Source organism: Streptomyces sp. NPDC048584, from assembly GCF_043199595.1.
GTDB classification, from domain to species: Bacteria; Actinomycetota; Actinomycetes; order Streptomycetales; family Streptomycetaceae; genus Streptomyces; species Streptomyces edwardsiae.
This window is the reverse complement of sequence record NZ_JBICWF010000007.1, coordinates 312,955-335,923: the sequence shown is the minus strand read 5'-3', so window position 1 is coordinate 335,923 and position 22,969 is coordinate 312,955. Positions and strand designations below refer to the sequence as shown.

Here is a 22,969-nt window from a genome sequence, read left to right as displayed (position 1 = left end):
GAACCGGCCGCATCGGCCGGGAGGGGCGCGGTCGGGCGATGGCTGACATCGAGGACCCGCAGTGTTGGACGTCGTCGGCGAGTTGAGCCGGTGGGCGGAGCGGCGACTCGACTTCGCCGTGGCCACGGTGGTGGCTGTGAGTGGCAGCGCGCCGCGGCAGCCGGGCACGGCCCTCGCCGCCGGCGGTGAGGGCCGTGCCGTCGGATCGGTCTCCGGCGGCTGTGTGGAGGGCACCGTCCGAGAACTGTGCCGTGAGGTGCTCGAGACGGCCGGGCCGAGGCCTCCGCACCCGTGCGGCGGGCAGCCGCAGCCTGACGAACGGCCGCACGGGCACTGCGCGGCACCGCCCGCCGTAACCAGCCCCGACAGTCCGAGTGACGTCGAGGGCACTCGAAGGCGCCGACCGCAGACGGGGCGCCCGTCCGGCCGCTGAGGGCCGGCGGGCGTCCGGTGGTCGGCGCCACGATGCGCCGTGTGAGGGGCCGGAGGCTCCGCTCAGTTCACGGCGGTCTGCTCGCGGAGGTGGCCGGACGGCAGGACGTCGCGTCCCGGGTCGGCCGGCAGCCGGATACCGAACTGGCAGGCCATGATGTCGCTGATGAGCTCGTAGCACGTACCGATACGGACGACCTCCATCGTACTGAAGTCGATCATGGTCGAGGAGCGCCGGTAGTGGTGATACTTGCGCAGTCCGTAGTCGATGACGAGGTCCACCGCGTCGAGGATCGGCTGCTGGATGTCCTCCACCCGGAACTTCGTACCCGTACCGGTGAGGTTCGCCGACGAACCCAGAAGCGGAACCCCCGCCCGATGAGTCAGACCGACCACCTCGTCCTGGAAACGACCACCGTTCACCAGCATCGCGAGCGTGTCACCGACCGTGCTCGCGGCCAGCGTCCCCGACTCGACCGCGGCCACGACCGGATGATCCGCACGGAAGGGCGCGACCACGGCGAGCGGCAGCCCCGCATCGACCGTGATCGCATCGACGATCTCCTGCTCACGACCACCCAGCACATGCACCTCACGGTGCAGCTCGTAGGTGCCCACCATCGCGTGACGCTTGTGCGGCGCACGGCGCTTCGCGACGAACAGCCGCTGCAGGGCCTCCGACGAACTCGCACAGGCCCCATAACCGATGTCACCCGGAAGAATCGCCGCCCCGCCAGCCGTGATCGTCTCGAACACGCGCTTCGCGTCAGCCTGGATGTCGTACCTGCCCATACGAGCCTCCTTACTCGTTGCACGAGATGCTTGACCGCATCCCGGTTCGGTGCGCCAGCTCATGTGTCGATGGCGGTTATCGGTGAAGAGACCGTTCTCCACCGACCGCCCTGAATCGGACGAGGAAGAGCATCCGCCTTTTGCCGCTTCGTGGCAAGGCTTACCGCGATGCAGTCATCAACTGCACACGGTCGCGCATGGTGATCCGGGCGTCGACCGCGACGGATCCGGTGGTCGCCGCCGATCCTGCGGCCGTACTCGCCGAGGCCCTCACCTTCAGGGGCGCCGGACCTGACATCACCGTGGGCGTGCTGTGGCCCGCCCCCGTACGAGGTGGCGGGCCACACAGTCATCGGCCTTCTGCCGGCGACCCCACTCTCCGAGGGAACCACCGGCCGGCCGACATGGGCTGATCGGCCAGGCGAAGCCGGTTGCCGCTCGCGCTTGCCCGCTTCTCGGCGGAAGGCTCCCGGCCGTCCCTCCGGGCCGCGTCAGCCCGGAGGCGGGGCCGAGGAACGAGGTGTCGGCGCCGGGACCGGCCTCCCACGACCACGTCACGGTCTCCGGCGGGCCCGGAAAGGCCGTGAACGGCCCTCAGGAGGCCCTGGGAACAGTCACTTCGAGTCCTTCAGGGCGCTGACCACCTCCTCGGTGGCCAAGATCCGGTGCGCATAGCGCGGCCAGCCGAGTTCGACGGTGGCGCGCTGCATCTCCATGGTGAACGTGGCCACCGCGTCGGAGACGAAGGTGACGTCGTATCCCTTCTCCACGGCGTCACGGCCGGTCGAGTCCACACAGGTGTTGGTGGTCAGGCCGCACAGGATCAGATGGTCGATGTCGCGCTGGCGGAGTTGTAGGTCCATGTCCGTACCGTGGAAGGCGTCGAACGTCTTGTGCACGGTGACGACCACCTCGTCGCCGATCGGTGTGAAGTCGGGGTGGAATCGGGCGCCCCAGGTGCCGGCCTGGAACAACTGGGCCTGGAACATGGCGTCGTGGCTGGGCATACGGTGCTGCCACGGACCGTAGTCCCACGGCTGGGTCTCCATCGGCGCGTGCAGCACTTCGATCCCGGCCTCTCGTGCCGCGCCGAGGACGCGTTTCATGTTCGGCACGGTGTCGACTTCCTCACAGACCGCGCGTAGGCCCGGCCACGCTTTGCCGTTCTCGGAGATGAAGTCGTTGGTGGCGTCGATGAGGACGAGGGCGGTTCGCTTCAGCGGAAACATGGTTTTCGTCTTCTCCAGGGGACTCGACCATTAGCTCGTACGAGCATACTAGTGGTAGACGTGCTCGTACGTACGTCCTGGTACCGTCTTGGTCAGGTCGAGGAGGGAAACGATGGGGCAGCGCACAGACACCCGGGACCGGATTATCCGCGCCTCACTGCAGGCCATGCGGGAACAGGGCTACGGAGCCACCTCGATCAGCGACATCGTGAACGCGTCCGGTGCTCCTCGAGGATCCGTCACCTTCCACTTCCGGGGTGGCAAGGACGAGATGGCCCGCGAGGTGATCACCCTGCGGACCGCCCAGGTACTCGAACGACTCGACGCGACCGCCGCGGACAGCGACTCGGCCGCCGACTTCCTGACGGCATGCGTGGACGCGGTGGCCGCGGAGTTCGCCGACTCCCGTTTCACGGCCGGGTGCCCGGTCGTCCCGATCTCCATCGAGCGGTCGGCCCGGTCTTCCGAACTCCGCGACGCGGGCAAGGACTTCTTCCGCGCCTGGCGCGGGTCTGTGGCCCGCCATCTCGCCGCGCACGGCATCGACGGCCCCCGGGCCGATCGCGTCGCGACTCTCGCCGTCAGCGCCATCGAGGGCGCTCTCGTCATCGGCCGCACCGAGCGGACCGTCGACGCCCTCCTCGCCGTCCGCGAGGAACTGCGGCTGCTTGTCCTGTAGAGCCCGCGGTCTGGATCGCGCCGTGGGCGCGAGGGTCGGCACTGACCAGCACCGTCACGTTTCCAGGGCCTGATCCGAACGACGGCCCCCAGCGCGAGAGGCACGGCATGCCGGCCGACGTCCACCGGGGCGGCGGCCTCACCGCGCCGCCGATGCCGTGCGTGGCTCCCGGTCACGCAAACATGTGCCGCCCTCACAGAGCAGGTGAGGGCGGCATCGGTGCTGTACGTCAGGCCGGGGCGGCCGACTCGCACAGATCGGGTCTACTGTGCGGCGGCGCCCCGGGACGGCAGGGCGTCTGCGGTACGCCGGTCACTCACCCTTCGCGGTGCGGCCGAGGCGCAGGGCCGAGATCAAGAAGAAGACGGCCCCCGGGATCGCGTAGCCGATGGCGCCGGACAGCGCGGGATCGTCCGCACCCGCCGACGCGATGAACGACGCGCCCGCCAGCACCGAGATACCTCCACTGAGGATCATCGGCCACTGGCCACCCATCTTCCGCCGCGGGATCGCCACGATCAGCTGCACCAGACCGGCCACGACCGCCCAGGCACCCCACACCCGCAGAACCGCCGGAACACCCGACGCGCACGCGATCGCCAGACCGACGGCGGCGATCGAACTGACCGCCACGTTCACGTACAGCAGCGTCGGCGAACCCGTACCGCGCGACACCTTCGCGTCGTAGACCGCCGCGCCCACATCGAACAGCGGGTACAGCACCAGCAGCACAGCCCCGACCGGAGTGATCTCCTTGGCCATCGTGAACATCACAAGAGCCCAGACGATGGCGAAGCCGAACCGGACGAAGTACAGCCGCCGCAACGCGGAAGCGGTTCCGGCCAGCCCGGGTTCAACAGCAACAGCGCTCACGATGATCCTTTCAAGGGACATACGAAGGGGGAGACGTCCTGGAGCTGCCGGGTCCTCCCCGGCATCGTCGACTGGGCCGGCCCAACACCGCCAACAGAAGACTGAACGTTCGATACATAGGCTGACAGGGGCGCCCCCGCTTGTCAATACCGAACGTTCTACCCCAGGTGGAGCGTCGAAACGGACTGCCTGCCCGGCACGCGACGCGCCACAGACCGCGCGGCAGGACACGAGCCGCTCCGGGGCGCCGGACGGCGCTCCGATGCCGACGACGTAGACTGCGGATCGTGGAGCCGGTCCCGGAAGTCGCGATCCTCGGCGTCATGGACCTGGCGTCCGAACCGGAGGTCCAGCTCACGGAGTCGGTTCACCGGATGCTGGCGTGCCTGGTCCGCGGCGGTGCCGCGTTGGGGTGGGTGGAGCCGCCCTCGCGCGACGAGGTGACCGCACTCCTCGGCGACGTCGTATCAGCGGTGCGGTGCGGAGACGCGGCCCTGCGCGTGGCCTACCTCGGCGGGCGGCTCGTCGGATTCGGTTACTGGCTCCGCTACGGTCGGCCGACCCACCGTCCGCACGCCGACCTGGAGAAGCTCGCGGTGGACTCCGCCGCTCATGGCCGCGGTGTCGGCCGGGCGCTGACGACCGCTTTGCTCACCGACGCCCGGGACGCCGGGATCGAGGTCCTCACCCTGGACGCCCGCGGCGACAACACCCCCGCCCTGCGCCTCTACCGGTCGCTGGGTTTCACGGAGTACGGCCGTCTGCCGGACTTCGTCGCGGTGGGCGAGCACCGCTACGACAAGGTCTTCTGCATGCTCGACTTCCGTCGGGGCGGCTGACCGCCACCCGACGTGCCGGTTGGGTCCACATCCACGGCGACGCCGCGCCCTCCTGGCGCTCGGGATGGCCGCGTCCTCATCCGCCGCGCGGATGCGCGCAGGTGTTCCAGGACAAGGGCCCAGGTCATTGGACCGGTCCGCGGAGGTGGCCGGACGGCAGGACGTCGCGTCCCGGGTCGGCGGGCAGCCGGACACCGAACCGGCAGGCCATGATGTCGCTGATGAGCTTCACCAGCATCGCGAGCGTGTCACCGACCGTGCTCGCGGCCAGCGTCCCCGACTCGACCGCGGCCACGACCGGATGATCCGCACGGAAGGGCGCGACCACGGCGAGCGGCAGCCCCGCATCGACCGTGATCGCATCGACGATCTCCCGCTCTCCTCACTCGTCCGTGGGTCACCCGACCGTAATCCGGATCGGAAGGCGTGTTCCACCTCGACAGTTGAGGAAGAACATGCCGTTTGTCTTGACTCCGATGAAAACCAGCATCTACTTTTGCGCTTCCTCGTGGCAAGGGTTGCCACGATGTGGTCATCGGAGCGCGCCATGCGACGAAGCCTCAGGGCCCGAGCCGCCGTCGTCATCTCGTCACTGCTCGTCCTCGCGGGATGCAGTGGGAACGAAAGCCAGAAAGCCGACCCGAAGAATCCGGTGACGATCGACGTCGCCGTGCTGGCAGCCACGGAGTTCTACGTCGTCCCCTGGCTGGTCGGTCAGCAGCGGGGCTTCTTCGCCGACCGGGGAGTGGTCGTGAAGAACATCGTCGCCGGGAGCGGCGGCAGCGCAACACTGCGGACCCAGCTCTCCGGCGGCATGCCCATCGGCGAGATCGGCTACAAGTCGGTCCTCGACGCGTGGTCGGAGGACATCCCGGTGCTCACGGTCGGGGGCGGCGCCCAGGGCCCCTACGGCGGCGACTTCTACGCGCTCGCCGACAACGACCGCGTCAACGAACTCCGCGACATCGAGAAGTGGGCCTACACCAACCCCGGCTCCTCGGTCTACGCGCTGTCGTTCCTGCTCCCGAAAGCGGCGGGGCTCCCCACCAAGGCGGAGCGAATCGCCGCCGGCGGGGTCGGCGAGGGGGCGGCCCTCCTCGAGGCGGGCACCGTCGACGTCGCATGGCTGCCGCCGTCACTGGCGAGCCGCAACACGGGCAAGTTCAAGAGGGTCGTCTCGACGGGCGAGTACATCACCGACTTCCAGCAGAGCGTCATCACCACCAGCCCGGAGTACGCCAAGGAGCACCCGGACGTGGTGAGGGGGGTCCTCGCCGGCTGGCAGGAGGCGACCCAGTGGATCGCCCAGAACCCTGAGGCCGCCGCCAAGATCTACGCCGAGCATGTCGACCTCCCCGTCAAGTCGGCGACCTCGGTGGTCAAGGGCGCGATCGAGTCCAAGGTCTGGAACGTGGGCTTCAACCCCGCCGCACTGAAGCGCGGCACCGAGGCCGCGGTCGTCAGCGGCTTCGAGGGGGACGTCGAGTACTGCGAGCTCATGGACGGTTCGTACCTGCCCGACGGAGCCTCGAAGGAACTGCCGACCAAGTGCGGCGCGTGACACACGGCGCCACCAGGTCCCGGCCGTCGACGGTTCGGCCCGGCAGCGGGTCGGGCCGTGCACCGGGGCCATGGCACGGGGCCGGACCCAGTCCCTGCAAGGGCCCTCCGTGAGACGGTTCTTGCGTGGCGCCACGCGTGCTGTGACGAGGCAGGTCTCCGTGCAGATCGCACAGGATCGTGCCGGCCGCCCTGAGGAAGTCGCCGGGACCATGGCGTTCCTCGCCTCCCGGCACACATCCTGGGCGCCCGCCGCTCGGGCGGGCCCCCAGGATGCCGTCATCTGTGAGGGAGCGCGGGTGAGCCATCACCGCCCGTCCCGGTTGCCTCGAACATCCCCACGGAGACGCGCCCGGCAGGCGAGGGAACGCCGGACACGGGCCCCGTGGGGCGCTCCGGGATCAGGGCAGCTTGCCCGTCGCGTAGTACGCACGGCACACCGAGCCCTCGAAGTCGGTGACGATCTGGAGGACCCGCTTGCCGTCGGCCGAAGGCAGCAGCGGTGAGCTGTAGTTCTGGCAGTAGTTCACCTCGGGGTTCGGCACGGTCACCGGTGCGTCGATCGCGACCCACGCTCCGCTGCCGTTGCGCGAGTTGGTGAGGATGGTGCGTCCGCTGCCCGCGGCGGGCGTTCCGTCCCGGTTGAGCAGGCGCTGCCCGATCAGCAGTATCCGCCCGTTGCTCCCGCCGCCCGGCGTGGGCGCCCAGGCGATGGTGGGCGTGGCACGGAAGTACCTGCCGTCCGCTGTCTCGGGGCGGATGCCGAGGTCGGTGGGGTTGCCCCAGGTCCAGCCGTCGGCGGAGGCCCGGTAGTGCACGACGCACTGGTACTGGCCGCCCGGGTTGCAGATCTCGTAGCTCATGAAGTACGTGCCGTTCGGCAGCCGTCGCACCACCGGCATGCCGGGCCTGTCGGGCGTCCAGCCGCTGGCCACGGTGTTGTGGTGTCCTTGCCAGTGCACCCCGTCGTACGTGCGCGCCGCGACGAGTTTCTGGCTGTGCGCCGGGTCGGTCTCGTCGGCGTAGTGGCAGACCAGGGCCCCGTCGGCGGCCACGGAGAACTCCGGTTCCCACAGCCCGCCCGTACCGCTCGCGACGGCACACGACGACAGGTAGGACCAGGTGCGGCCAACGTCGGCGCTCCGCCAGATCCGCAGCGCCATACGGCGGTCCGGTTCGTCCTGACCGGCGGAGGAGGCCCACAGCAGGGTTCCGGCCCGCAGCGCGCCCACCTGGCGGGGCAGCTCGAACAAGGTGGAGCAGCACAGGCCTCGGCCGCCCGCGGAGTCGGGATCGGCGACCCTGCCGATTTCACGGAAGGTCGCTCCGGAGTCGGTGCTCTCGTGGATCGCCCCGATGCCGTTGTCGCCGTCGAAGGTGACGGCGCTCGCGAGGATGCGCCCGTTGGCCGCCCCGTTGTGCGCGAGTCGAATCACCCTCGGATACAGGCCCGTTCCCTCCCGCAGCGGTGTGCCGGTGGCGGTGGGTGCGACGGGGCGGGAGGCCGCCGCCCCGAGGGCCGCGGAGGAGGGTGCGGACGCCGCCGCGTCGGTGGCCGCGGGGAAGGTGGCGGCGGGGGTGGCCACCAGCAGGCTCAGTACGCCGGTCAGCGCGAGCACGAGAAGTCGATGCCGTCCCAGGGCATGCCGAAGTCTTCGGATCGCCATGATGTTCCTTTCGGAGGGGGGACGCGCGTCAGGCTAGAGCGGAATGTACATCGATGTAAACGGCTGGGACGCAACCTGCTCGCCAAAGGCCCGGCCCGGTTCCCGGCGTGGTGTCGAGGGTGTCCCCGCAGCAGGAAGGGCCCGACCCCCGTACGTCGGGTCTGCCGGCCCCTTCGGCAGCGCACTCGTTACCTGAGTCGAGCAGGCGCCCAGGGCGCTCGTCGCCACCGCCCGGGCCGGTGAACTCGCGTCGCACCGTGGTGCGGGGCCCCGCGGGCCTCAAGACGTGGCATCGGCCGATCCGTCCCGTTGGGACGGCCGAGCGGGAAGGCTGCGCACGCCCGGAACATGTCAGCGACGGAGGTGCGGAGTGGACGATCGGGAACCCGTCCGGGCCACCCGCCGGAAGGGATCGCCGAACGAGCCACTCGGCCCTGGGAGCGTTCGGCGCCGCGCGGTTCGTACCCGCCGGAGGACATCCCGGCACCGGAGGGCCTCCCGGCGGCTCCGGTCGCCACCCGGCGGGCGGCCGGCTCCTGGTTGCGGCCCCTCACGACCCCGGCCCCGTCCGGATCCGGGTGCGCGGCGGAGAGGACCACCTCCGTCGAGGTCGTAGAGGTGAGCGGCCCGATCCGTGAGGCGGCCGCGGCACCCGCCGGGGACACCGGCCCCCGGCGGGGTGCCCGAGCGGCGCCGGCGCGATCCGGTCAGCGGTACGACCACGGCGCGCCCTGGTCGACCGACCGCGGGCGGCGAACTCCCCGGCGGCACAGACCGCGACGCCGTACGGAACCGGAGCGTGGGCCCGGCTCCGCACCGGTCACCAGCGCACGGGCAGGCTCCGCACACCGCGCATCAGCACGCCGGGAAGCCATGCACCCGGCTGCCCGTCCAGGGCGAGACCCGGGGCGCGCTCCAGCAGGGAGCGGAGCGCCACACGGGTCTCCAGGCGTGCCAGGGGCGCGCCCAGGCAGTGGTGGATGCCGTGGCCGAAGGCGACGTGGCCGCGGGTGTCGCGCCGGATGTCGAAGCCGTCCGGGGTGGGGAAACGGCCAGGGTCGCGGTCGGCGGCCGCCAGTCCGATCCGTACCCACTCGCCCTTCTCGATCTGCACACCGGCGATCTCCAGGGGTTCGGCAGCGAACCGGTCCGTTGCGCTCTCCACCGGGCCTTCGTACCTGAGCGCTTCCTCGACGGTGCCGTCGAGGAGGTTCATGTCGGCTCGCAGGGCCGCCAGTTGATCGGGGTGGGTGAGCAAGGCGTGGACGGCGTTGGTGATGAGGTTGACCGTCGTCTCGTGTCCGGCGACCAGCAGGACGAAGGCCATGCCGCGCAGTTCGTCGGGGGAGAGCCGGTCGCCGTCCTCGGCCGTGGTGCGGATCAGCTCACTCAGCAGATCCGTGCCGGGCCCGGCACCGCGCTTGCTCTCGATGAGGTCGTCCAGGTAGTCGGCGAGACGCACGAAGGCGTCCCGCAGGCTCTCGGCGCTGGTCGGCACCACTACGTCATTGGAGATCTCACGGAACTCGGTGCGGTCGATCTCGGGGACGCCCAGCAGTTCGCAGATCACGGTGATCGGCAGCGGGTAGGCGAAGGACTCGATCAGGTCGGCACGGCCCTGGGGCAGCATCGTGTCGAGGAGTTCGTCGGTGATCTGCTGGATCCTCGGCTGCAATTCCGCGACGCGACGCGTCGTGAACGCGCGCGTGATCAGGCTGCGCAGCCGGGTGTGCTGGGGTGGGTCCGCGGACAGCAGATGCTTGCCGATCAGTTCCTCGTCGAGGGATATGAACCCGATCCTGGTGCCGTCCTTGGCGAGTCGCGGATCGGCGAGCGCGGCGCGTGCCTCTTCGTACCCCACGATCAACCAGCTCTCCTGGCCCCCGTCCTCCTCCGGCAGCCTCACTCGGTGCACCGGGCGGTGTGCTCGCAGTCGCGCATACACAGGATGCGGGTCTCTTCTGAACCCGTCGCCCAACTGTCCCAGATCAACGATGCTCGTCATATAACTCCCCTTTCACTTGCCCGCCCACCTCTTCCTGTCGTTCGCGCTCACCGGGGGCATGTGCTCCCGCGGCGGCACCGGTCCGCCTCGTCATCGGCTCCGTAGCCGGTTCCAGGGCCGGCCGACGACCTCGTGCAACTCGTGCCCGAGCACCCATCGGCGGCATTCCGGCTCGATGGCCTCCTCCATGGTCATGTCGGGGGCGGACAGCGGAACCCCCGGCCCGCGGGTGAGAACCTCCGCGATCTCGGTCATCCTTACGGTGGCACCGGTGACCAGAACGGGTGCGGATCCGCTGACCATGGTCGGTCCCCTCGGGCGTCGGACGTGGGAGTGCGTCCGGTCCTGGATTCCGGCGGTCGGCGCCGGCGAACAGTGACGGGTCGGCGGACCCGGACGCCGGCGGGTCCGGATCCGCCTGTCGCGTCCGCCACGGCCCGGCCGCTGATTCGGGAGGCGGGTCTCGAAGCAGCCACCGGACAAAGGGAGGACGACGGCGCAGCCAGACCAACCGGTCGGGCAAGACCGCTCGTTCTCCCGTGGGTCACGCTAACGACTGTCCTCCCACCCGGTCAATACCGAACGTTCTGTTTCATAAAAACGAGGGCCGGACCGGCCTGCCGGCGGCGGCGGAACGGGATACGGGGATCCATCGCCGGGCGCGGGCGGCGAACAGCCTTCGCGCGCCGTCCGGGTGGGGTGTACGGCGAGGCGGAGGTGGATTGCGCCCCACCGGTCGGGCCGACCGGTGGGGCGCGGCCGAACCCGGACACCTCACGGCGGCCCCGTCCATGACGGCGGCCCGGCATTGCCGGGGTGTGGAGACCATCGGCCGCCCCGCCGTACGGAATCGTCGATTCCCGCCCCGCACAAGGGCTTGCGGGCGCCGCTCCGCGGCGGCCGACGCCACGAGCACAGTCGACGCCGGAGCATCCCGCGGAGAATGACATACCGAACGTTCTATCTAGTCTGCTAACCTGAGCCAATGAGCTCCACTGCGCATGCGGTCGTACCCCGCAGCAAGAGCCCGACGGCTCACCACGGCAGCCTGGATCGCGCCCGCGAAAGGGAGCCGGTTCGCCGACGGGCATCACTGACCACCGGCACCGACCCGACAGCCCGGATCAGCGGCACATGATGCTTCGGCCGCTCCACGTCCTGTCACAACCAGGGACGACGCCACGGCAGGTGCACCCCGGACGCCGTTGCCGGCCCCCGCGAACCACGACCGATTCCGGGGGTTGAGCGCCCGCCGGGGTCCGGCCCCGCACCAACCGCCCCACCATGGCACGACATGAGGGCGCGTCACCCCACAGCCGCCTCGCCCGCCCCGCCCACCCGTCAGATCGATCGAGGCGACTGCCGGATCAATAGTTGCCTCAAGCAATAATTTGGAGCCGCATGTGGCCGCGAACGCCTTCCACGAGGAGCTGATGCACCAGCTCAGCGCTGTCGGAGCCGTACGACGCGAACTGGGCCGGATCGTCCCGGCCGGATGTTCCGAGGGATCCGCCACGGTGCTCACGCTGTTGAGCCGCCAGGACACCGTCAGCATCCGCAAACTCACCGAACTGCTCGGCATCGACATCTCCGTCACCAGCCGGTATGTCGCCCAGCTCGCCATGCTGGGCTGGGTCGACCGCCGCCCAGATCCGGCCGACCGGCGCTCGCGTCTCGTGTGTCTGACCGACAAGGGCCGCACCCTGTACGCCGAACTCTCCGAGCGCCGCTCGCGAGAACTCGCCGCACGGCTGTGCGACTGGACCGACGAGGACATCCGCCGACTGTCCCTCCTGCTGTCCCGGCTCCGCACCGGCTTCGACGACTCGTGGACGGGACGGGACACGCGCGCGGGATCGTCCGCCGCCGACTCCCCCGCCGCATGACCCCGCTTCGCATCAGGTAAAGGAATCGCACTTCATGACAACCACACCCAGCACAGGTGCGCAGTCGCCCACCTTTCCCATGGAAGGGGCGGCCGATGGAACGATGACCCACGCGCAGATCATGCGCGCCCTGTCGGGGCTGCTGCTCGGCTTCTTCTGCGCCATCCTGTCCTCGACCGTCGTCACCAACGCGCTACCGCGGATCATCGGCGAACTCGGCGGCGGCCAGAGCGCCTACACCTGGGTCGTCGCCTCGTCGCTCCTCGCCGTGACCGCCTCGACGCCCCTGTGGGGCAAGCTCTCCGACCAGTTCAGCAAGAAGATCCTGGTTCAGTCGGCGCTGGTGATCTTCGTCGTCGGCTCCCTGGTGGCCGGGCTGGCGCAGAACCCCACCACCCTGATCACCGCACGGGTCATCCAGGGCCTCGGAGGTGGCGGGCTGTCCGCCCTGGGGCAGGTCGTGCTGGCCGCGATGGTCTCCCCGCGCGAACGCGGTCGCTACTCCGGTTACCTGGGTGCCACCTTCGCCGTCGCCACCGTCGGCGGCCCGCTGCTCGGCGGCGTCATCACCGACACCAGCTGGCTCGGCTGGCGCTGGTGCCTGTTCGTCGGCATCCCCTTCGCCGTCGTGGCACTGGTCGTACTCCAGCGCACGTTGAACCTGCCGGTGGCCAAGCGTCGCGTCAAGGTCGACTGGGCCGGTGCCTTCTTCGTCACCGCCGCCGTCTGCACGCTGCTGATCTGGGTCACCTTCGCCGACGACAAGTTCGACTGGCTGTCCTGGCAGACGTACACGCTGGTCGGCGCGTCGCTCGTGCTCACGCTGATCTTCCTGTTCGTCGAGACGAAGGCCAGCGAACCGATCATGCCGCTGCGGCTGTTCCGCAATCCCACGGTCTCCCTCGCTTCCATCGCCTCCCTCTTCGTCGGCATCGCCCTGTTCGCCGGCACCGTCTTCTTCAGCCAGTACTTCCAGGTCGCTCGCGGTGAGTCCCCCACCATGTCGGGGGTCATGACGATTCCGCTCATCGCGGGCCTGTTCGTGTCCTCGACCGTCTCCGGCCGGATCATCACCCGCACCGGCAAGTGGAAGGCCTGGCTGCTGGCAGGCGGCCTCCTGATGACGGCGGGTCTGGCCCTGCTCGGCATGCTCCGCTACGACACCCCGTACCTGTACATAGCCGCTTACATGGCACTGGTGGGACTCGGCGTCGGCATGACACTGCAGAACCTCGTACTGTGCACGCAGAACCAGGTGTCTCCCGGCGACCTCGGGGCCGCGTCCTCCACCGTGACCTTCTTCCGGTCACTCGGCGGAGCGGTGGGCGTCTCGGTGCTCGGCTCGGTCCTCAGTACCCGCATCGGCCACCACGCCCTCGCCACGATCAGCCAACTCAGCGCCGAGGACCAGGTCACCGCCGCCAAGGCGTCCGGCAGCGGTCAACTGCCCGACCTCGCGGTGCTGCCCGGCGGCGTACGTACCTGGCTCGAGGGCGCCTACGGCCACGGCATCGGTGACATCTTCCTGTACGCCGCCCCGGTCGCCCTGGTCGCCTTCCTGGTCACCGTGTTCATCAAGGAGGTCCCTTTGCGCGCGACCAGCGGCCTGGCCCAGGCCGCAGAGGCGGACCGGACCTCCTGATCGCTCCGCCTCGCACCCCAACCCATCGCACGCCCCCGCAACGACCGACACTGGAAGGAGAACGTTCTGTCTTGACAGTGAGGTTGGGTCTTGCCATGATGCGCAGGGCAGGACGTTCGTTCCTCCGAAGGCGGCGGCGCCCGACTGCCCCTGGCGAGTGACGCGTTCCCGCCCCGCCCGAAGCCTGACCACCCATCAGGTGCACGGGGTCACAGATCGGGGATGCCCCACAGGACGCGACATCCCGGTGCAACGCCTCCCCCATGTGATCCCCGCCGGGGGCCGTGCCGATCGGACCGTCCCACCGCCGGCGGGATTCCAACCCCCCTGCCCCTTGCCAAGATCACGGAAAGAGGTCCCGTGCCCCCTACCGACCACCAGCGCGTCGCCCGTCTCGTCGACGCCCTGCGCCGAACCGTGCGGGCGGAGCGGGTGGCCACCAGCGGGCCGGACCACGACGACGGTCGGAGCATCCGGAACGGCGCCGCGTCCGCTCGTCCCGGCGTCATCGTCCGGGCCGCCCGCACGCATGAGGTGCCGCGGTGCGCGGTGGCGGCCACGACTGGGCCGGCAGGCCTGGGATCTGGGCGATCCCCATTGCGGCGAACCATCACGCGTTGGCCGACAAGGCCACCGGCACCCTCCGTTCCGATGCCCTCCCGGGCGGCTGCTACAACCTGCTGAGGCCGGACGCACCGCCCAGGTCGCTTAGGCCTACGGCTCGAACACCGCGCGCCGCTCGACGTGAGACGCCGCTTCGATCCCGACCACGTCTTCCAGGCCATCCCCTGCCCGGCCCCTCGCAAGAGGTCGGGCAGCCATCCCTCCCCCTAGCGAAACGAGGCAGATCCTTGAACTCCCGAACCCGGACGACCCGCCGTGCCGCGACCGTCGGACTGCTGCTGGCCACCACGGCGCTGACTGCCCCTCAGGCCATGGCCGCCGACACGCGTACGGCCACCGGGCCCGCCAGCGCCACGGTGGCCGAGCCGCTCGGCAAGCTCGGCCCTCTCACGGGCCTCGTCATCGAGCGTATCCAGGTGAGCGATGACGTTGCGGCGTCCAAGTTCGGCACCGACTCGCCCATCGAGGACCCGGTGCGCGAGGCACAGGTGCTGGAATCGGTCCGCAAGCAGGCCGAGGCGGCCGGGGTGGACGCGGACGCGGCGGAGGCGTTCTTCCGGGACCAGATCACCGCGAGCAAGATCGTGCAGCGCGGCCTGTTCGACCGCTGGACCGCTCACCCCGAAGAGGCTCCCACAACCCGTCCTGACCTCGGCTCGATCCGCAGCAAGCTCGACCGGCTTGCCACGGCCCTGCTCGCAGAACTCAAGGACACGGAGCAGGTGCGCGGCAAGCCCGTCGCCTGTCGTGTTCAGCTCGCGCTCGCTGGTGTGTCCGGAGCGGCGGAGGAACACCTGGACGCGCTCCACCGGCAGGCTCTCAGGACGGCGACCGATTCCGTGTGCCGTCCCGCTGGGCCGGCCGGCGGCAACGGCTGAGCCCGATCGCGCGATGCCCCATGGCCCGGGACGAGGTATCCGGCCGGGTCCCACGGCTGGCCCGTGACAGGTCGCGTGGCTGCCACCGGAGGTCAACCGCCCGGTGGCAGCTCGCGCGAGGCGGGACGACGCGGCATCCCCGAGCGCGGCGCAGGGCCTCGTCACGGTGGTGGGGCCGGAACCGTTCGGTGCCGGCCCCTGCGGTGACAGCCTGCGCGCGCCATCCCAGGTGAGGGCCCCGTCGTCCATGGCGGTGGCCGAGCAGTTGGTGATCACCGGCCGCCACACGGAAGCCGGTCTCGCCGCCGCCATCGTGCGTGGTTTCCCTGTGCTGTTGACCGTCGAGAGTGCGGTACAGGGCAGAGGCACCATCGAGTCGTTCGAAGGCGCGGTCGCCGAAAGCGACGAGGCCGTGCACTGCCTGCGATCGTTCGGCCGGCCCGATCACCACGGCTCGCGGGACCGCCGCCCAGCGCTCCGTCCGGAGGCGGCCTGAACCTCTCGCGGCTGGCTTCGGGCCGCCGATCAGTCGTGACCCCGGGCCGTCAGACGGTCTTGAGCGCGCCACCGTCCACCAGCCAGTTGGAGCCGACCGTCTCCCTCAGCACCGACTGGGACTCCTTGGTATCGAAGATACTGAGGGAGACCGTTCGGTCTTGACAGCGGAGGGGAGAACGCCCACGATGGTGCGAGACAGAACGTTTGGTCGCACAGGGGGCCTCCGGCTCGTGCCGCTCCCCTCGGCCACATCCCGGCATGCAACGAGGACAGCCGTCACCACCTCCTCATGACTGGGTTTCATCACTGACGCGGCAGTCGGCACCTGATGTGCCGTTGTCCACTGAAATCTCTGACCCCCACGACGGCGCTGCACGGTGGGTCGTGGGAGGCACCGTGTTCGTGGCGTTGGCCCACGCGTTCAAGACGCCTGACCTGCGTAAGAAGCTGCTGTTCACACTCGGCGTCATCGTGGTGTACCGCGTCGGTACCCACGTCCCGATCCCCGGTGTCGACTACCGGGCGGTCCAGCAGTGCATCGACCAGACCTCCACCAGCCAGGGGCTGTTCGGGCTGGTCAACCTGTTCAGTGGCGGCGCGCTGTTGCAGATCACCGTCTTCGCACTCGGCGTTCTTCCCTACATCACCGCCAGCATCATCCTGCAACTGCTGACCGTGGTCATTCCTCGTCTGGAAGCCTTGAAGAAGGAGGGCCAGACCGGTACGGCGAAGATCACTCAGTACACGCGGTACCTGACCGTGGCGCTCGCCGTCCTGCAAGGCACCGGTCTGGTGGCCACCGCCCGCAGTGGCGCGCTGTTCCAGAACTGCTCCGTGGCCGGCCAGATCGTGCCGGACCGCTCGGTCTTCACGACCGTCACCATGGTTGTCACCATGACCGCCGGCACCGCCGTCGTCATGTGGCTCGGTGAGCTCATCACCGACCGCGGCATCGGCAACGGTATGTCCATCCTGATGTTCATCTCGATCGCCAGCACCACTCCGTCCGCCCTGTGGGCGATCAAGGAGCAGGGCTCCCTGGCCGACGGGTGGATCGAGTTCGGCGGCGTCATCCTCGTCGCCCTGGCGCTGGTCGGCCTCGTGGTGTTCGTCGAACAGGCCCAGCGCCGCATCCCGGTGCAGTACGCCAAGCGCATGATCGGCCGCCGCTCCTACGGCGGCACCTCCACCTACATTCCGCTCAAGCTGAACCAGGCGGGCGTCATCCCCGTCATTTTCGCCTCCTCACTGCTCTACATCCCGGCCCTGGTGGCTCAGTTCTCCAGCGGCGAGTCGGAGTGGAAGGCCTGGGTCACCCGGACCTTCGCCCAGAGCGACCACCCGATCTACATCGCCACCTACTCCGTACTCATCGTGTTCTTCGCGTTCTTCTACGTCGCGATCACCTTCGATCCGGACGAGGTAGCGGACAACATGAAGAAGTACGGAGGCTTCGTTCCGGGGATCAGGGCCGGACGGCCGACCGCCGACTACCTGCGCTACGTGCTCAACCGGATCACGTGGCCAGGCGCGCTGTACCTGGGATTCATCGCCCTGATCCCCACCATCGCGCTGGCCACGACGGGCGCGAGCCAGAACTTCCCGTTCGGTGGGACCAGCATCCTGATCATCGTGGGTGTGGGCCTGGAGACGGTGAGGCAGATCGAGAGTCAGCTCCAGCAACACCACTACGAAGGCTTTCTGCGCTGAGTGGCCCGCCCGAGCGCGGGTCCGCTCCGGGATGGCCTCGCGCACGTCGTCCCACAACGGCTTCCGCCTGCCGAAGCCTGCCGAGCCCGCGCACTCGGTCGCTGCGACTTCGCCGGCCCCCATCAACCCATGGCGAGGAGAGGTCCATGCGCGTCCTTCTCACCGGAGGCAGCGGCTTCGTCGGTCAGCACCTGATCCGCCGGTCGCGCTCCGAGGGACACGACATCGTCGCCCTGGCCCGCTTCGCCGCGATGCCGCCGGAAGCGGTCCACCAGGAGGCCCGCGACGGCCGTGCCCACCGTCACGCCGATCAGACTGGTCGTCAGTGCGGTGGTCACGCCGTCGGTCGGCACCATGCCACGCGGCGGGTCGATGAAGTCTGTCCCAGACGTAGAAGGTGAGCCCATTGCCCGTCACAGGGAGCCGCGTCCGCGGGACGACGGGGCCCGTGCCTGTCCCGACACCGCTCGTCGCGCCCACCGCTCCGCGTCCCGCCCGGAATCGGCGAGGGTCCCGTCGCTACGTCTGGGCGAACGGATTGGTCTTCGTGTGCTGGTGGCCCCATACGTTCGGGGTGCCGAAGTCGTGCGGCACCCAGTCCTCGCCGACCTCGATCCCGCCGCAGGCGATCTCGATGTGGAACCCGCTCGGATTCTCCACGTAGAAGGAGATCGCCTTGTCGTTCATGTGCCGTCCGAGGCTGATCGAGATCGGCGCGCCGTTCTCCTGCGCCCGGTCATAGGCTCTCCCGACGTCGTCGATCGAGGCATACTCGAACTCGAGGTGGTGCAGCCCCGCCGTTTCGGCGCGGCCGAGCGCGATGCTGTGGTGTGTCGGGTTGCAGCGGAGGAAGAACAGGCCGGGGTTGCGGTAGTCGGTCAGGTCGAACTCGAGTATCGACTCGTAGAGCTCGCGGAGTTCGGCGAGTTTCGGGCTTGCCAGCACAAAATGACCGAGGCCGGTGGCACCGGGTGTCCCATCGGGTCGCGCGACGCCGGTGCGGGCCTTGGCTTCACCGACCGCCAACTCGACCCGGTATCCGACCGGGTCGGTGAACCAGCGAAGGCGGGTCGCGCCGCGCAGCTCCCTCTCTTCCGCGGTGCCGTCCTCGACGGTGAACCCTGCGTCGGTGAGCTTGCGGGTGAGTCTCTCCAGCTCGCTCGGTGTGTCGACGATCCAGCCGAGTTCTCGTGGGCTGTCCTCCGTGGCGGGGTACAGAGCGAGGCGATACCGGAAGACGTCGAGTTCGGCCAGCGTGACCTCGTCCGCGCCGAACTTCGCCGTGGTGACACCGATTCCCAGCGTGGGACCGAGCAGCTGGGTCCAAGCGTCGACGTCGGTGACGTTGAGTCCTACATAACCAAGTTTGCGGATACCCACGTTCTGTTCCCTCCACTGCGGCGGTACTGCACGGCGCAGACATTCGCGAGTGATGTGAAGAGGGGCATGGGAGCCGGCCGAGGACGCGGGGACACCCGGTCGCATGACGGTCCCTCAGGTACGTTCCCCGACTCCCCGCCGGAACGGCAAACCCCTCTTGTATGTAACGTTCACTCTACCGCAGGGGGCATGCGTCGATGGTCCCCTTCCCAGTCACTGCCGAGCGCGCGGCCACGCCTCTGAACCGACTCGCCCCGTCAGGGCCGGCACCGCACGGGTGGGCGGCATCGGGGCGGGCTCACCCACCCGGGGCGAAGAACGACACGACGCATCGCTTCGCTCAGGGAGGCGGCCTGCGCGTCGGTGTGCGAAGGCCGCCTCCAGGTCGCATACACGCGCCGGACCACGCGAGCCGCGACGATCGCCGCGTGGTCTCTACGCGGAAACCTGCGCCCGGCGCTCAGGCACGAGCCGCGGCCGCGAGGTCGAGTGCGACGTCGGTGATCATGTCCTCCTGTCCACCGACCATGCCGCGTCGCCCCACCTCGACCAGGATGGCCCGGGTGTCGAGGTCGAAGCGGGCCGCGGCTGCCTCGGCATGCCGCAGAAAGCTGGAGTACACGCCCGCATAGCCCAGGCTGAGGGTTTCGCGATCCACACGGACCTCCCGGTCCTGCAGCGGCCTGACGATGTCGTCCGCCGCGTCCATCAGCGGGAACAACTCGCAGCCGTGCTCCCAGCCCATGAGGTCCGCGACCGCGATGAAGGCCTCCAGCGGGCAGTTGCCCGCCCCGGCGCCCTGTCCCGCGAGGGAAGCGTCGACGCGAACCGCGCCGTTCTCGACGGCCACGACCGTGTTGGCGACCCCCAGGGCGAGGTTGTGGTGAGCGTGGATGCCCATCTCCGTGGAAGGGTCGAGGACATCTCGATAGGCCTGGAAGCGCTCCCGCACACCGTCCATCGTCAGCCGGCCGCCGGAGTCGGTGACGTAGACGCACTGGGCGCCGTAGGACTCCATCAGCTTTGCCTGACGGGCGAGTTCAGCGGGCTCGGCCATGTGGGACATCATGAGGAAGCCCGCCACGTCCATGCCGAGTTCCCGTGCGGCGCTGATGTGCTGGGCTGAGATGTCCGCCTCGGTACAGTGGGTGGCGACACGGACGGACCGGATACCCAGGGCGTGGGCCTGGCGCAGATCGTGCACCGTGCCGATGCCCGGCAGCAGCAAAGTCGTCGGAACGGCCCTCTTCGTGACGTCGGCGACGGCCTCGATCCACTCCCAGTCGGTGTGTGCTCCCACGCCGTAGTTGATGGACGAGCCGGACAGACCGTCGCCGTGGGCGATCTCGATGGCGGCGACACCGGCGGCGTCCAGAGCACCGGCGATGGCCCGGGCCTGTTCCACGGTGTAGCGGTGGCGGATGGCGTGCATCCCGTCCCGCAGGGTCACGTCCTGCACATACAGACCGGTCATCGGGTGGGCCCTTCGGTGCGATGGTCGGCGATGCGCTCGGCCGTGCGGAGCGCGGCGGACGTCATGATGTCGAGGTTCCCGGCGTAGGCGGGCAGGTAGTGCGCCGCTCCCTCCACCTCCAGGAACACGGACACCTTGGTCGGGGTACCGGTCACGTCAGAGGGCATCAGCGAGCGCAGTGGGTCGTCACTGGTGACCGCCTCGAACTGCACCTTCTGCTTGAGCCGGTAGCCGGGTACGTAGGCCTGGACCCGGCCCACCATCGCTTCCACCGACGCCGCGATCGCCTCGGTGTCGGCGTCGGAGACAAGGCAGTGCACGGTGTCACGCATGATCAACGGCGGCTCGGCGGGGTTGAGCACGATGATCGCCTTGCCGCGCGCCGCTCCGCCGACCTTCTCGATGGCGGAGGACGTGGTCTCGGTGAACTCGTCGATATTGGCCCGGGTGCCGGGGCCGGCGGAACGTGACGAGATGGAGGCGATGATCTCCCCGTAGTGCACAGGCGTGACGGAACCCACCGCGGCGACGACCGGGATGGTGGCCTGGCCTCCGCAGGTGACCATGTTGACGTTCTGTGCGTCGAGGTGCTCGCCGAGATTGACGGGTGGCACCACGTACGGGCCGACCGCAGCGGGCGTCAGGTCGATCACGGTCCGGCCCAGCCCGCGCAGGACCTCGTCGTGATGCCGGTGGGCTCCGGCGGACGTAGCGTCGAAGACGAACTCCACGTCGGCGAACTCGTCCATCCTCACGAGGCCGTCGATGCCCTCGTGCGTGGTGGCGACCTTCAGCCGCCCGGCACGGGCCAGGCCGTCGGAGTCCGGGTCGATGCCGACCATGGCCGCCATCTCCAGGCGTTCCGACAGTCGCAGAATCTTGATCATGAGGTCGGTGCCGATGTTGCCCGACCCGATGACGGCTACCTTGGTGCGGTCACTCATTGTTCTCACCCTCGCCTGCGGGTTCCGGGGCGAACCGGACGGACACATTGCCCAGGTGCGAAATCGAGGCGGCGAAGACGTCACCCGGAGCGGCGACGACCATCGGTCCCAGCGCACCCGTCAGGACGACGTCCCCCGCCTTCAGCGGATCGCCCAGTTCGGCCAGCGTGCGGGCCAGCCAGAGCGCGGCGTTCAACGGACTGCCGAGACAGGCGGCGCCGGTGCCTTCGGAGACGACATCGCCGTTCTTCGACATGCTCATGGAGACGGTGGCCAGATCCACCTCGTCGAGGCCCACGCGCTGCTCTCCGAGCACGTAGAGGCCGGAGGAGGCGTTGTCCGCGACGGTGTCGACGAACGTGATGTCCCAGTCGGCGATGCGGCTGTCCACGATCTCCAGCGCCGGCACCGCGTACTCGGTGGCGGCGATCACGTCGTCGATCGTGCAGTCGGCGTCGGGGAGGTCGGCATCGAGGACGAGGGCGACCTCCGCCTCCACCTTGGGCTGCAGCAGCCGGCCGAAGGGAATCCGGCCGTCCCGGGGGACCACCATGTCGGAGAGCAGTGCGCCGAAGTCGGGCTGATCCACACCGAGTTGGCGTTGCACGGCCTCCGAGGTGAGGCCGATCTTGCGTCCGACGAGACGGTGTCCCTCGGCGAGCCTTCGCTCGTTGTTCAGACGCTGGACGGCGTAGGCGGTGCCGACGTCCCCCGCGGAGATCAGGCTTCGGACCGGTGGGCACGGCTTCCCACCCGCGGCCGCGCCCGCCAGTAGGTCCGCGACCTCCTCGACAGCGGTGGACCATTCGGAGACAGGGGGGTTGGCGCCTGACATGAGCAGACCTCCGTAAGAAGGGTTTGCGGGGTTCCTCAGGTATAGAGGCACGTCACTTCATGTGCCAAGATTTGTTCCATGTCACGGAACAGTGCGACAGGGAATATGCTTGACAAGGCGGCTCTGATCCTGAATGTCTTCTATCCATCGGGAGGGGAGTTCCGCCTCACGGAATTGGTGGCGCGCACCGGACTGTCCAAGACCACGGCGTATCGGCTCGCCGGGAACCTGGTCCAGCTCGGATTTCTGGAACACACCGGGGAGCACTACCGCCTCGGCAACCACCTGTTCGAACTGGGTTCCCTGGTCTCCCGACGACTGGACCTGCGCGAGACCGCGCTCCCTTTCCTCCAGGACCTCTTCGAGAGCACACGTCAGACCGTGCATTTCGGCGTGCGGGACGGCTTCGACGTCGTCTACCTCGAGCGCATTCACGGCCACGACTCACTGGCGCTCCCGTCACGTATCGGCGGGAGACTGCCACTGAGCTGCACCGCTATCGGCAAGGCCCTCCTCGCCTTCTCCAAAGAGGCCGCCTGCGACCTCGACACACGAGAGCTGCCGCGTCTCACCCCGCACTCGATCACCGATCCCGCGGCGTTGCGCACCGCGCTCGAGCAGATCCAGGTCTCCGGTATGGCCTATGAGGAACAGGAAGCGGCCGTCGGCGTGAGCTGTATCGCCGCGCCGGTCTTCGCCGGCGCCACGGCCGTCGCGGCCCTCTCGGTCGCGGTCCCCCAGCAGCAGTTCCGGCCGGCCCACCTCGCGCCCGCCGTTCGGACGGCCGCGCTCGGGCTGTCCCGCGCGCTCCGCAACGGCGTGGCGCCCGGCAGGGATTCACCGCCCTCGCCGGAGTGACCTGACCGGACCGACGGTGGTCCCGGGGACCGCGGTGCACTGAGCCGGTACGGGGGTGCGGAACGGTCCGCCGTGGCAACGGCTTGAGTGTTGCGGCACATGGGCGTGCACGCCGGAACCGGCTGTGCCGTGATGCGGGGAGGTCCTGTTCACCGAGCGGGGCC

21 protein-coding genes and 1 pseudogene are annotated in these 22,969 nt (G+C 69.3%); 11 read left to right on the top strand and 11 right to left on the bottom strand.

Annotated elements, in window-relative coordinates; genetic code table 11:
* Nucleotides 1-61: 61 nt before the first annotated feature.
* Nucleotides 62-268, top strand: a pseudogene (locus tag ACGFR9_RS18225) (XdhC family protein); the annotation flags it as partial.
* Nucleotides 269-495: 227 nt separating this feature from the next.
* Here ACGFR9_RS18225 and ACGFR9_RS18220 read toward each other — a convergent pair.
* Together ACGFR9_RS18220 and ACGFR9_RS18215 are read right to left on the bottom strand one after the other, a co-directional pair.
* Entirely contained in the window at nt 496-1,224 is a 729-nt protein-coding gene (locus tag ACGFR9_RS18220) for a Sua5/YciO/YrdC/YwlC family protein (protein ID WP_393209297.1), read from the bottom strand.
* A gap of 614 nt (nt 1,225-1,838) precedes the next feature.
* On the bottom strand, nt 1,839-2,453 hold the full coding sequence (locus ACGFR9_RS18215; protein WP_393209294.1) for an isochorismatase family cysteine hydrolase: 615 nt from the start codon (nt 2,451-2,453) through the stop codon (nt 1,839-1,841).
* Nucleotides 2,454-2,565: 112 nt separating this feature from the next.
* On the opposite strand from ACGFR9_RS18215, the gene ACGFR9_RS18210 reads away from it, so the two are divergent.
* A complete protein-coding gene (locus ACGFR9_RS18210) occupies nt 2,566-3,132 on the top strand; it encodes a TetR/AcrR family transcriptional regulator (protein ID WP_393209291.1) in 567 nt (188 codons plus the stop codon).
* A 312-nt stretch (nt 3,133-3,444) separates the two neighbouring features.
* Here ACGFR9_RS18210 and ACGFR9_RS18205 read toward each other — a convergent pair whose 3' ends face one another.
* The gene (locus ACGFR9_RS18205) at nt 3,445-4,026 is read right to left on the bottom strand and encodes a hypothetical protein (protein ID WP_393209289.1); all 582 of its coding nucleotides are present in this window, start codon (nt 4,024-4,026) and stop codon (nt 3,445-3,447) included.
* 302 nt (nt 4,027-4,328) lie between these two features.
* On the opposite strand from ACGFR9_RS18205, the gene ACGFR9_RS18200 reads away from it, so the two are divergent.
* The gene (locus ACGFR9_RS18200; protein WP_393209595.1) at nt 4,329-4,844 is read left to right on the top strand and encodes a GNAT family N-acetyltransferase; all 516 of its coding nucleotides are present in this window, start codon (nt 4,329-4,331) and stop codon (nt 4,842-4,844) included.
* Nucleotides 4,845-4,968: 124 nt separating this feature from the next.
* Here ACGFR9_RS18200 and ACGFR9_RS18195 read toward each other — a convergent pair whose 3' ends face one another.
* Nucleotides 4,969-5,139, bottom strand: coding sequence for a hypothetical protein (locus ACGFR9_RS18195; RefSeq protein WP_393209287.1), 171 nt, complete (start codon nt 5,137-5,139; stop codon nt 4,969-4,971).
* A 252-nt stretch (nt 5,140-5,391) separates the two neighbouring features.
* Between ACGFR9_RS18195 and ACGFR9_RS18190 the strand changes: the two genes are divergently transcribed.
* Nucleotides 5,392-6,405 carry an ABC transporter substrate-binding protein gene (locus tag ACGFR9_RS18190; protein WP_393209284.1) on the top strand — a complete coding sequence of 338 codons (1,014 nt, stop codon included), beginning with the start codon at nt 5,392-5,394 and terminating at the stop codon, nt 6,403-6,405.
* A 400-nt stretch (nt 6,406-6,805) separates the two neighbouring features.
* On the opposite strand, the gene ACGFR9_RS18185 is transcribed toward ACGFR9_RS18190, so the two are convergent.
* From ACGFR9_RS18185 to ACGFR9_RS18175, 3 genes are all read right to left on the bottom strand, one after another.
* On the bottom strand, nt 6,806-8,071 hold the full coding sequence (locus ACGFR9_RS18185; protein ID WP_393209281.1) for a sialidase family protein: 1,266 nt from the start codon (nt 8,069-8,071) through the stop codon (nt 6,806-6,808).
* An 820-nt stretch (nt 8,072-8,891) separates the two neighbouring features.
* On the bottom strand, nt 8,892-10,076 hold the full coding sequence (locus tag ACGFR9_RS18180) for a cytochrome P450 (protein WP_393209278.1): 1,185 nt from the start codon (nt 10,074-10,076) through the stop codon (nt 8,892-8,894).
* A 90-nt stretch (nt 10,077-10,166) separates the two neighbouring features.
* Nucleotides 10,167-10,379, bottom strand: coding sequence for a hypothetical protein (locus ACGFR9_RS18175; protein WP_393209275.1), 213 nt, complete (start codon nt 10,377-10,379; stop codon nt 10,167-10,169).
* Between the two features lie 1,100 nt (nt 10,380-11,479).
* Here ACGFR9_RS18175 and ACGFR9_RS18170 point away from each other — a divergent pair.
* From ACGFR9_RS18170 to ACGFR9_RS18145, 6 genes are all read left to right on the top strand, one after another.
* Nucleotides 11,480-11,962 carry a MarR family transcriptional regulator gene (locus ACGFR9_RS18170; protein WP_393209272.1) on the top strand — a complete coding sequence of 161 codons (483 nt, stop codon included), beginning with the start codon at nt 11,480-11,482 and terminating at the stop codon, nt 11,960-11,962.
* Between the two features lie 103 nt (nt 11,963-12,065).
* Nucleotides 12,066-13,604, top strand: a complete 1,539-nt coding sequence (locus tag ACGFR9_RS18165; RefSeq protein ID WP_393209592.1) for an MDR family MFS transporter — start codon at nt 12,066-12,068, stop codon at nt 13,602-13,604.
* 851 nt (nt 13,605-14,455) lie between these two features.
* On the top strand, nt 14,456-15,106 hold the full coding sequence (locus ACGFR9_RS18160) for a chorismate mutase (protein ID WP_393209269.1): 651 nt from the start codon (nt 14,456-14,458) through the stop codon (nt 15,104-15,106).
* Between the two features lie 247 nt (nt 15,107-15,353).
* Nucleotides 15,354-15,602 carry a hypothetical protein gene (locus tag ACGFR9_RS18155; RefSeq protein ID WP_393209266.1) on the top strand — a complete coding sequence of 83 codons (249 nt, stop codon included), beginning with the start codon at nt 15,354-15,356 and terminating at the stop codon, nt 15,600-15,602.
* Nucleotides 15,603-16,000: 398 nt separating this feature from the next.
* Nucleotides 16,001-17,314, top strand: coding sequence for a preprotein translocase subunit SecY (gene secY / locus ACGFR9_RS18150; RefSeq protein WP_393209589.1), 1,314 nt, complete (start codon nt 16,001-16,003; stop codon nt 17,312-17,314).
* A 146-nt stretch (nt 17,315-17,460) separates the two neighbouring features.
* Nucleotides 17,461-17,715, top strand: coding sequence for an NAD-dependent epimerase/dehydratase family protein (locus tag ACGFR9_RS18145; protein ID WP_393209263.1), 255 nt, complete (start codon nt 17,461-17,463; stop codon nt 17,713-17,715).
* 118 nt (nt 17,716-17,833) lie between these two features.
* Here the strand turns inward: ACGFR9_RS18145 and ACGFR9_RS18140 are convergent, their stop codons facing one another.
* From ACGFR9_RS18140 to ACGFR9_RS18125, 4 genes are all read right to left on the bottom strand, one after another.
* Complete coding sequence (locus tag ACGFR9_RS18140; protein ID WP_393209260.1) at nt 17,834-18,694, bottom strand: VOC family protein; 861 nt, start codon at nt 18,692-18,694, stop codon at nt 17,834-17,836.
* A 460-nt stretch (nt 18,695-19,154) separates the two neighbouring features.
* The gene (dmpG, locus tag ACGFR9_RS18135; RefSeq protein ID WP_393209257.1) at nt 19,155-20,168 is read right to left on the bottom strand and encodes a 4-hydroxy-2-oxovalerate aldolase; all 1,014 of its coding nucleotides are present in this window, start codon (nt 20,166-20,168) and stop codon (nt 19,155-19,157) included.
* The gene (locus ACGFR9_RS18130; protein ID WP_393209254.1) at nt 20,165-21,112 is read right to left on the bottom strand and encodes an acetaldehyde dehydrogenase (acetylating); all 948 of its coding nucleotides are present in this window, start codon (nt 21,110-21,112) and stop codon (nt 20,165-20,167) included. The genes dmpG and ACGFR9_RS18130 overlap by 4 nt, the downstream gene beginning before the upstream one ends.
* Nucleotides 21,105-21,947 (bottom strand): 2-keto-4-pentenoate hydratase, encoded by an 843-nt coding sequence (locus ACGFR9_RS18125; protein WP_393209252.1) that lies wholly within the window; start codon nt 21,945-21,947, stop codon nt 21,105-21,107. The genes ACGFR9_RS18130 and ACGFR9_RS18125 overlap by 8 nt, the downstream gene beginning before the upstream one ends.
* Before the next feature lie 105 nt (nt 21,948-22,052).
* Here ACGFR9_RS18125 and ACGFR9_RS18120 point away from each other — a divergent pair, with 105 nt between their 5' ends.
* Nucleotides 22,053-22,805 carry an IclR family transcriptional regulator gene (locus ACGFR9_RS18120; protein ID WP_393209249.1) on the top strand — a complete coding sequence of 251 codons (753 nt, stop codon included), beginning with the start codon at nt 22,053-22,055 and terminating at the stop codon, nt 22,803-22,805.
* Nucleotides 22,806-22,969: the final 164 nt, after the last annotated feature.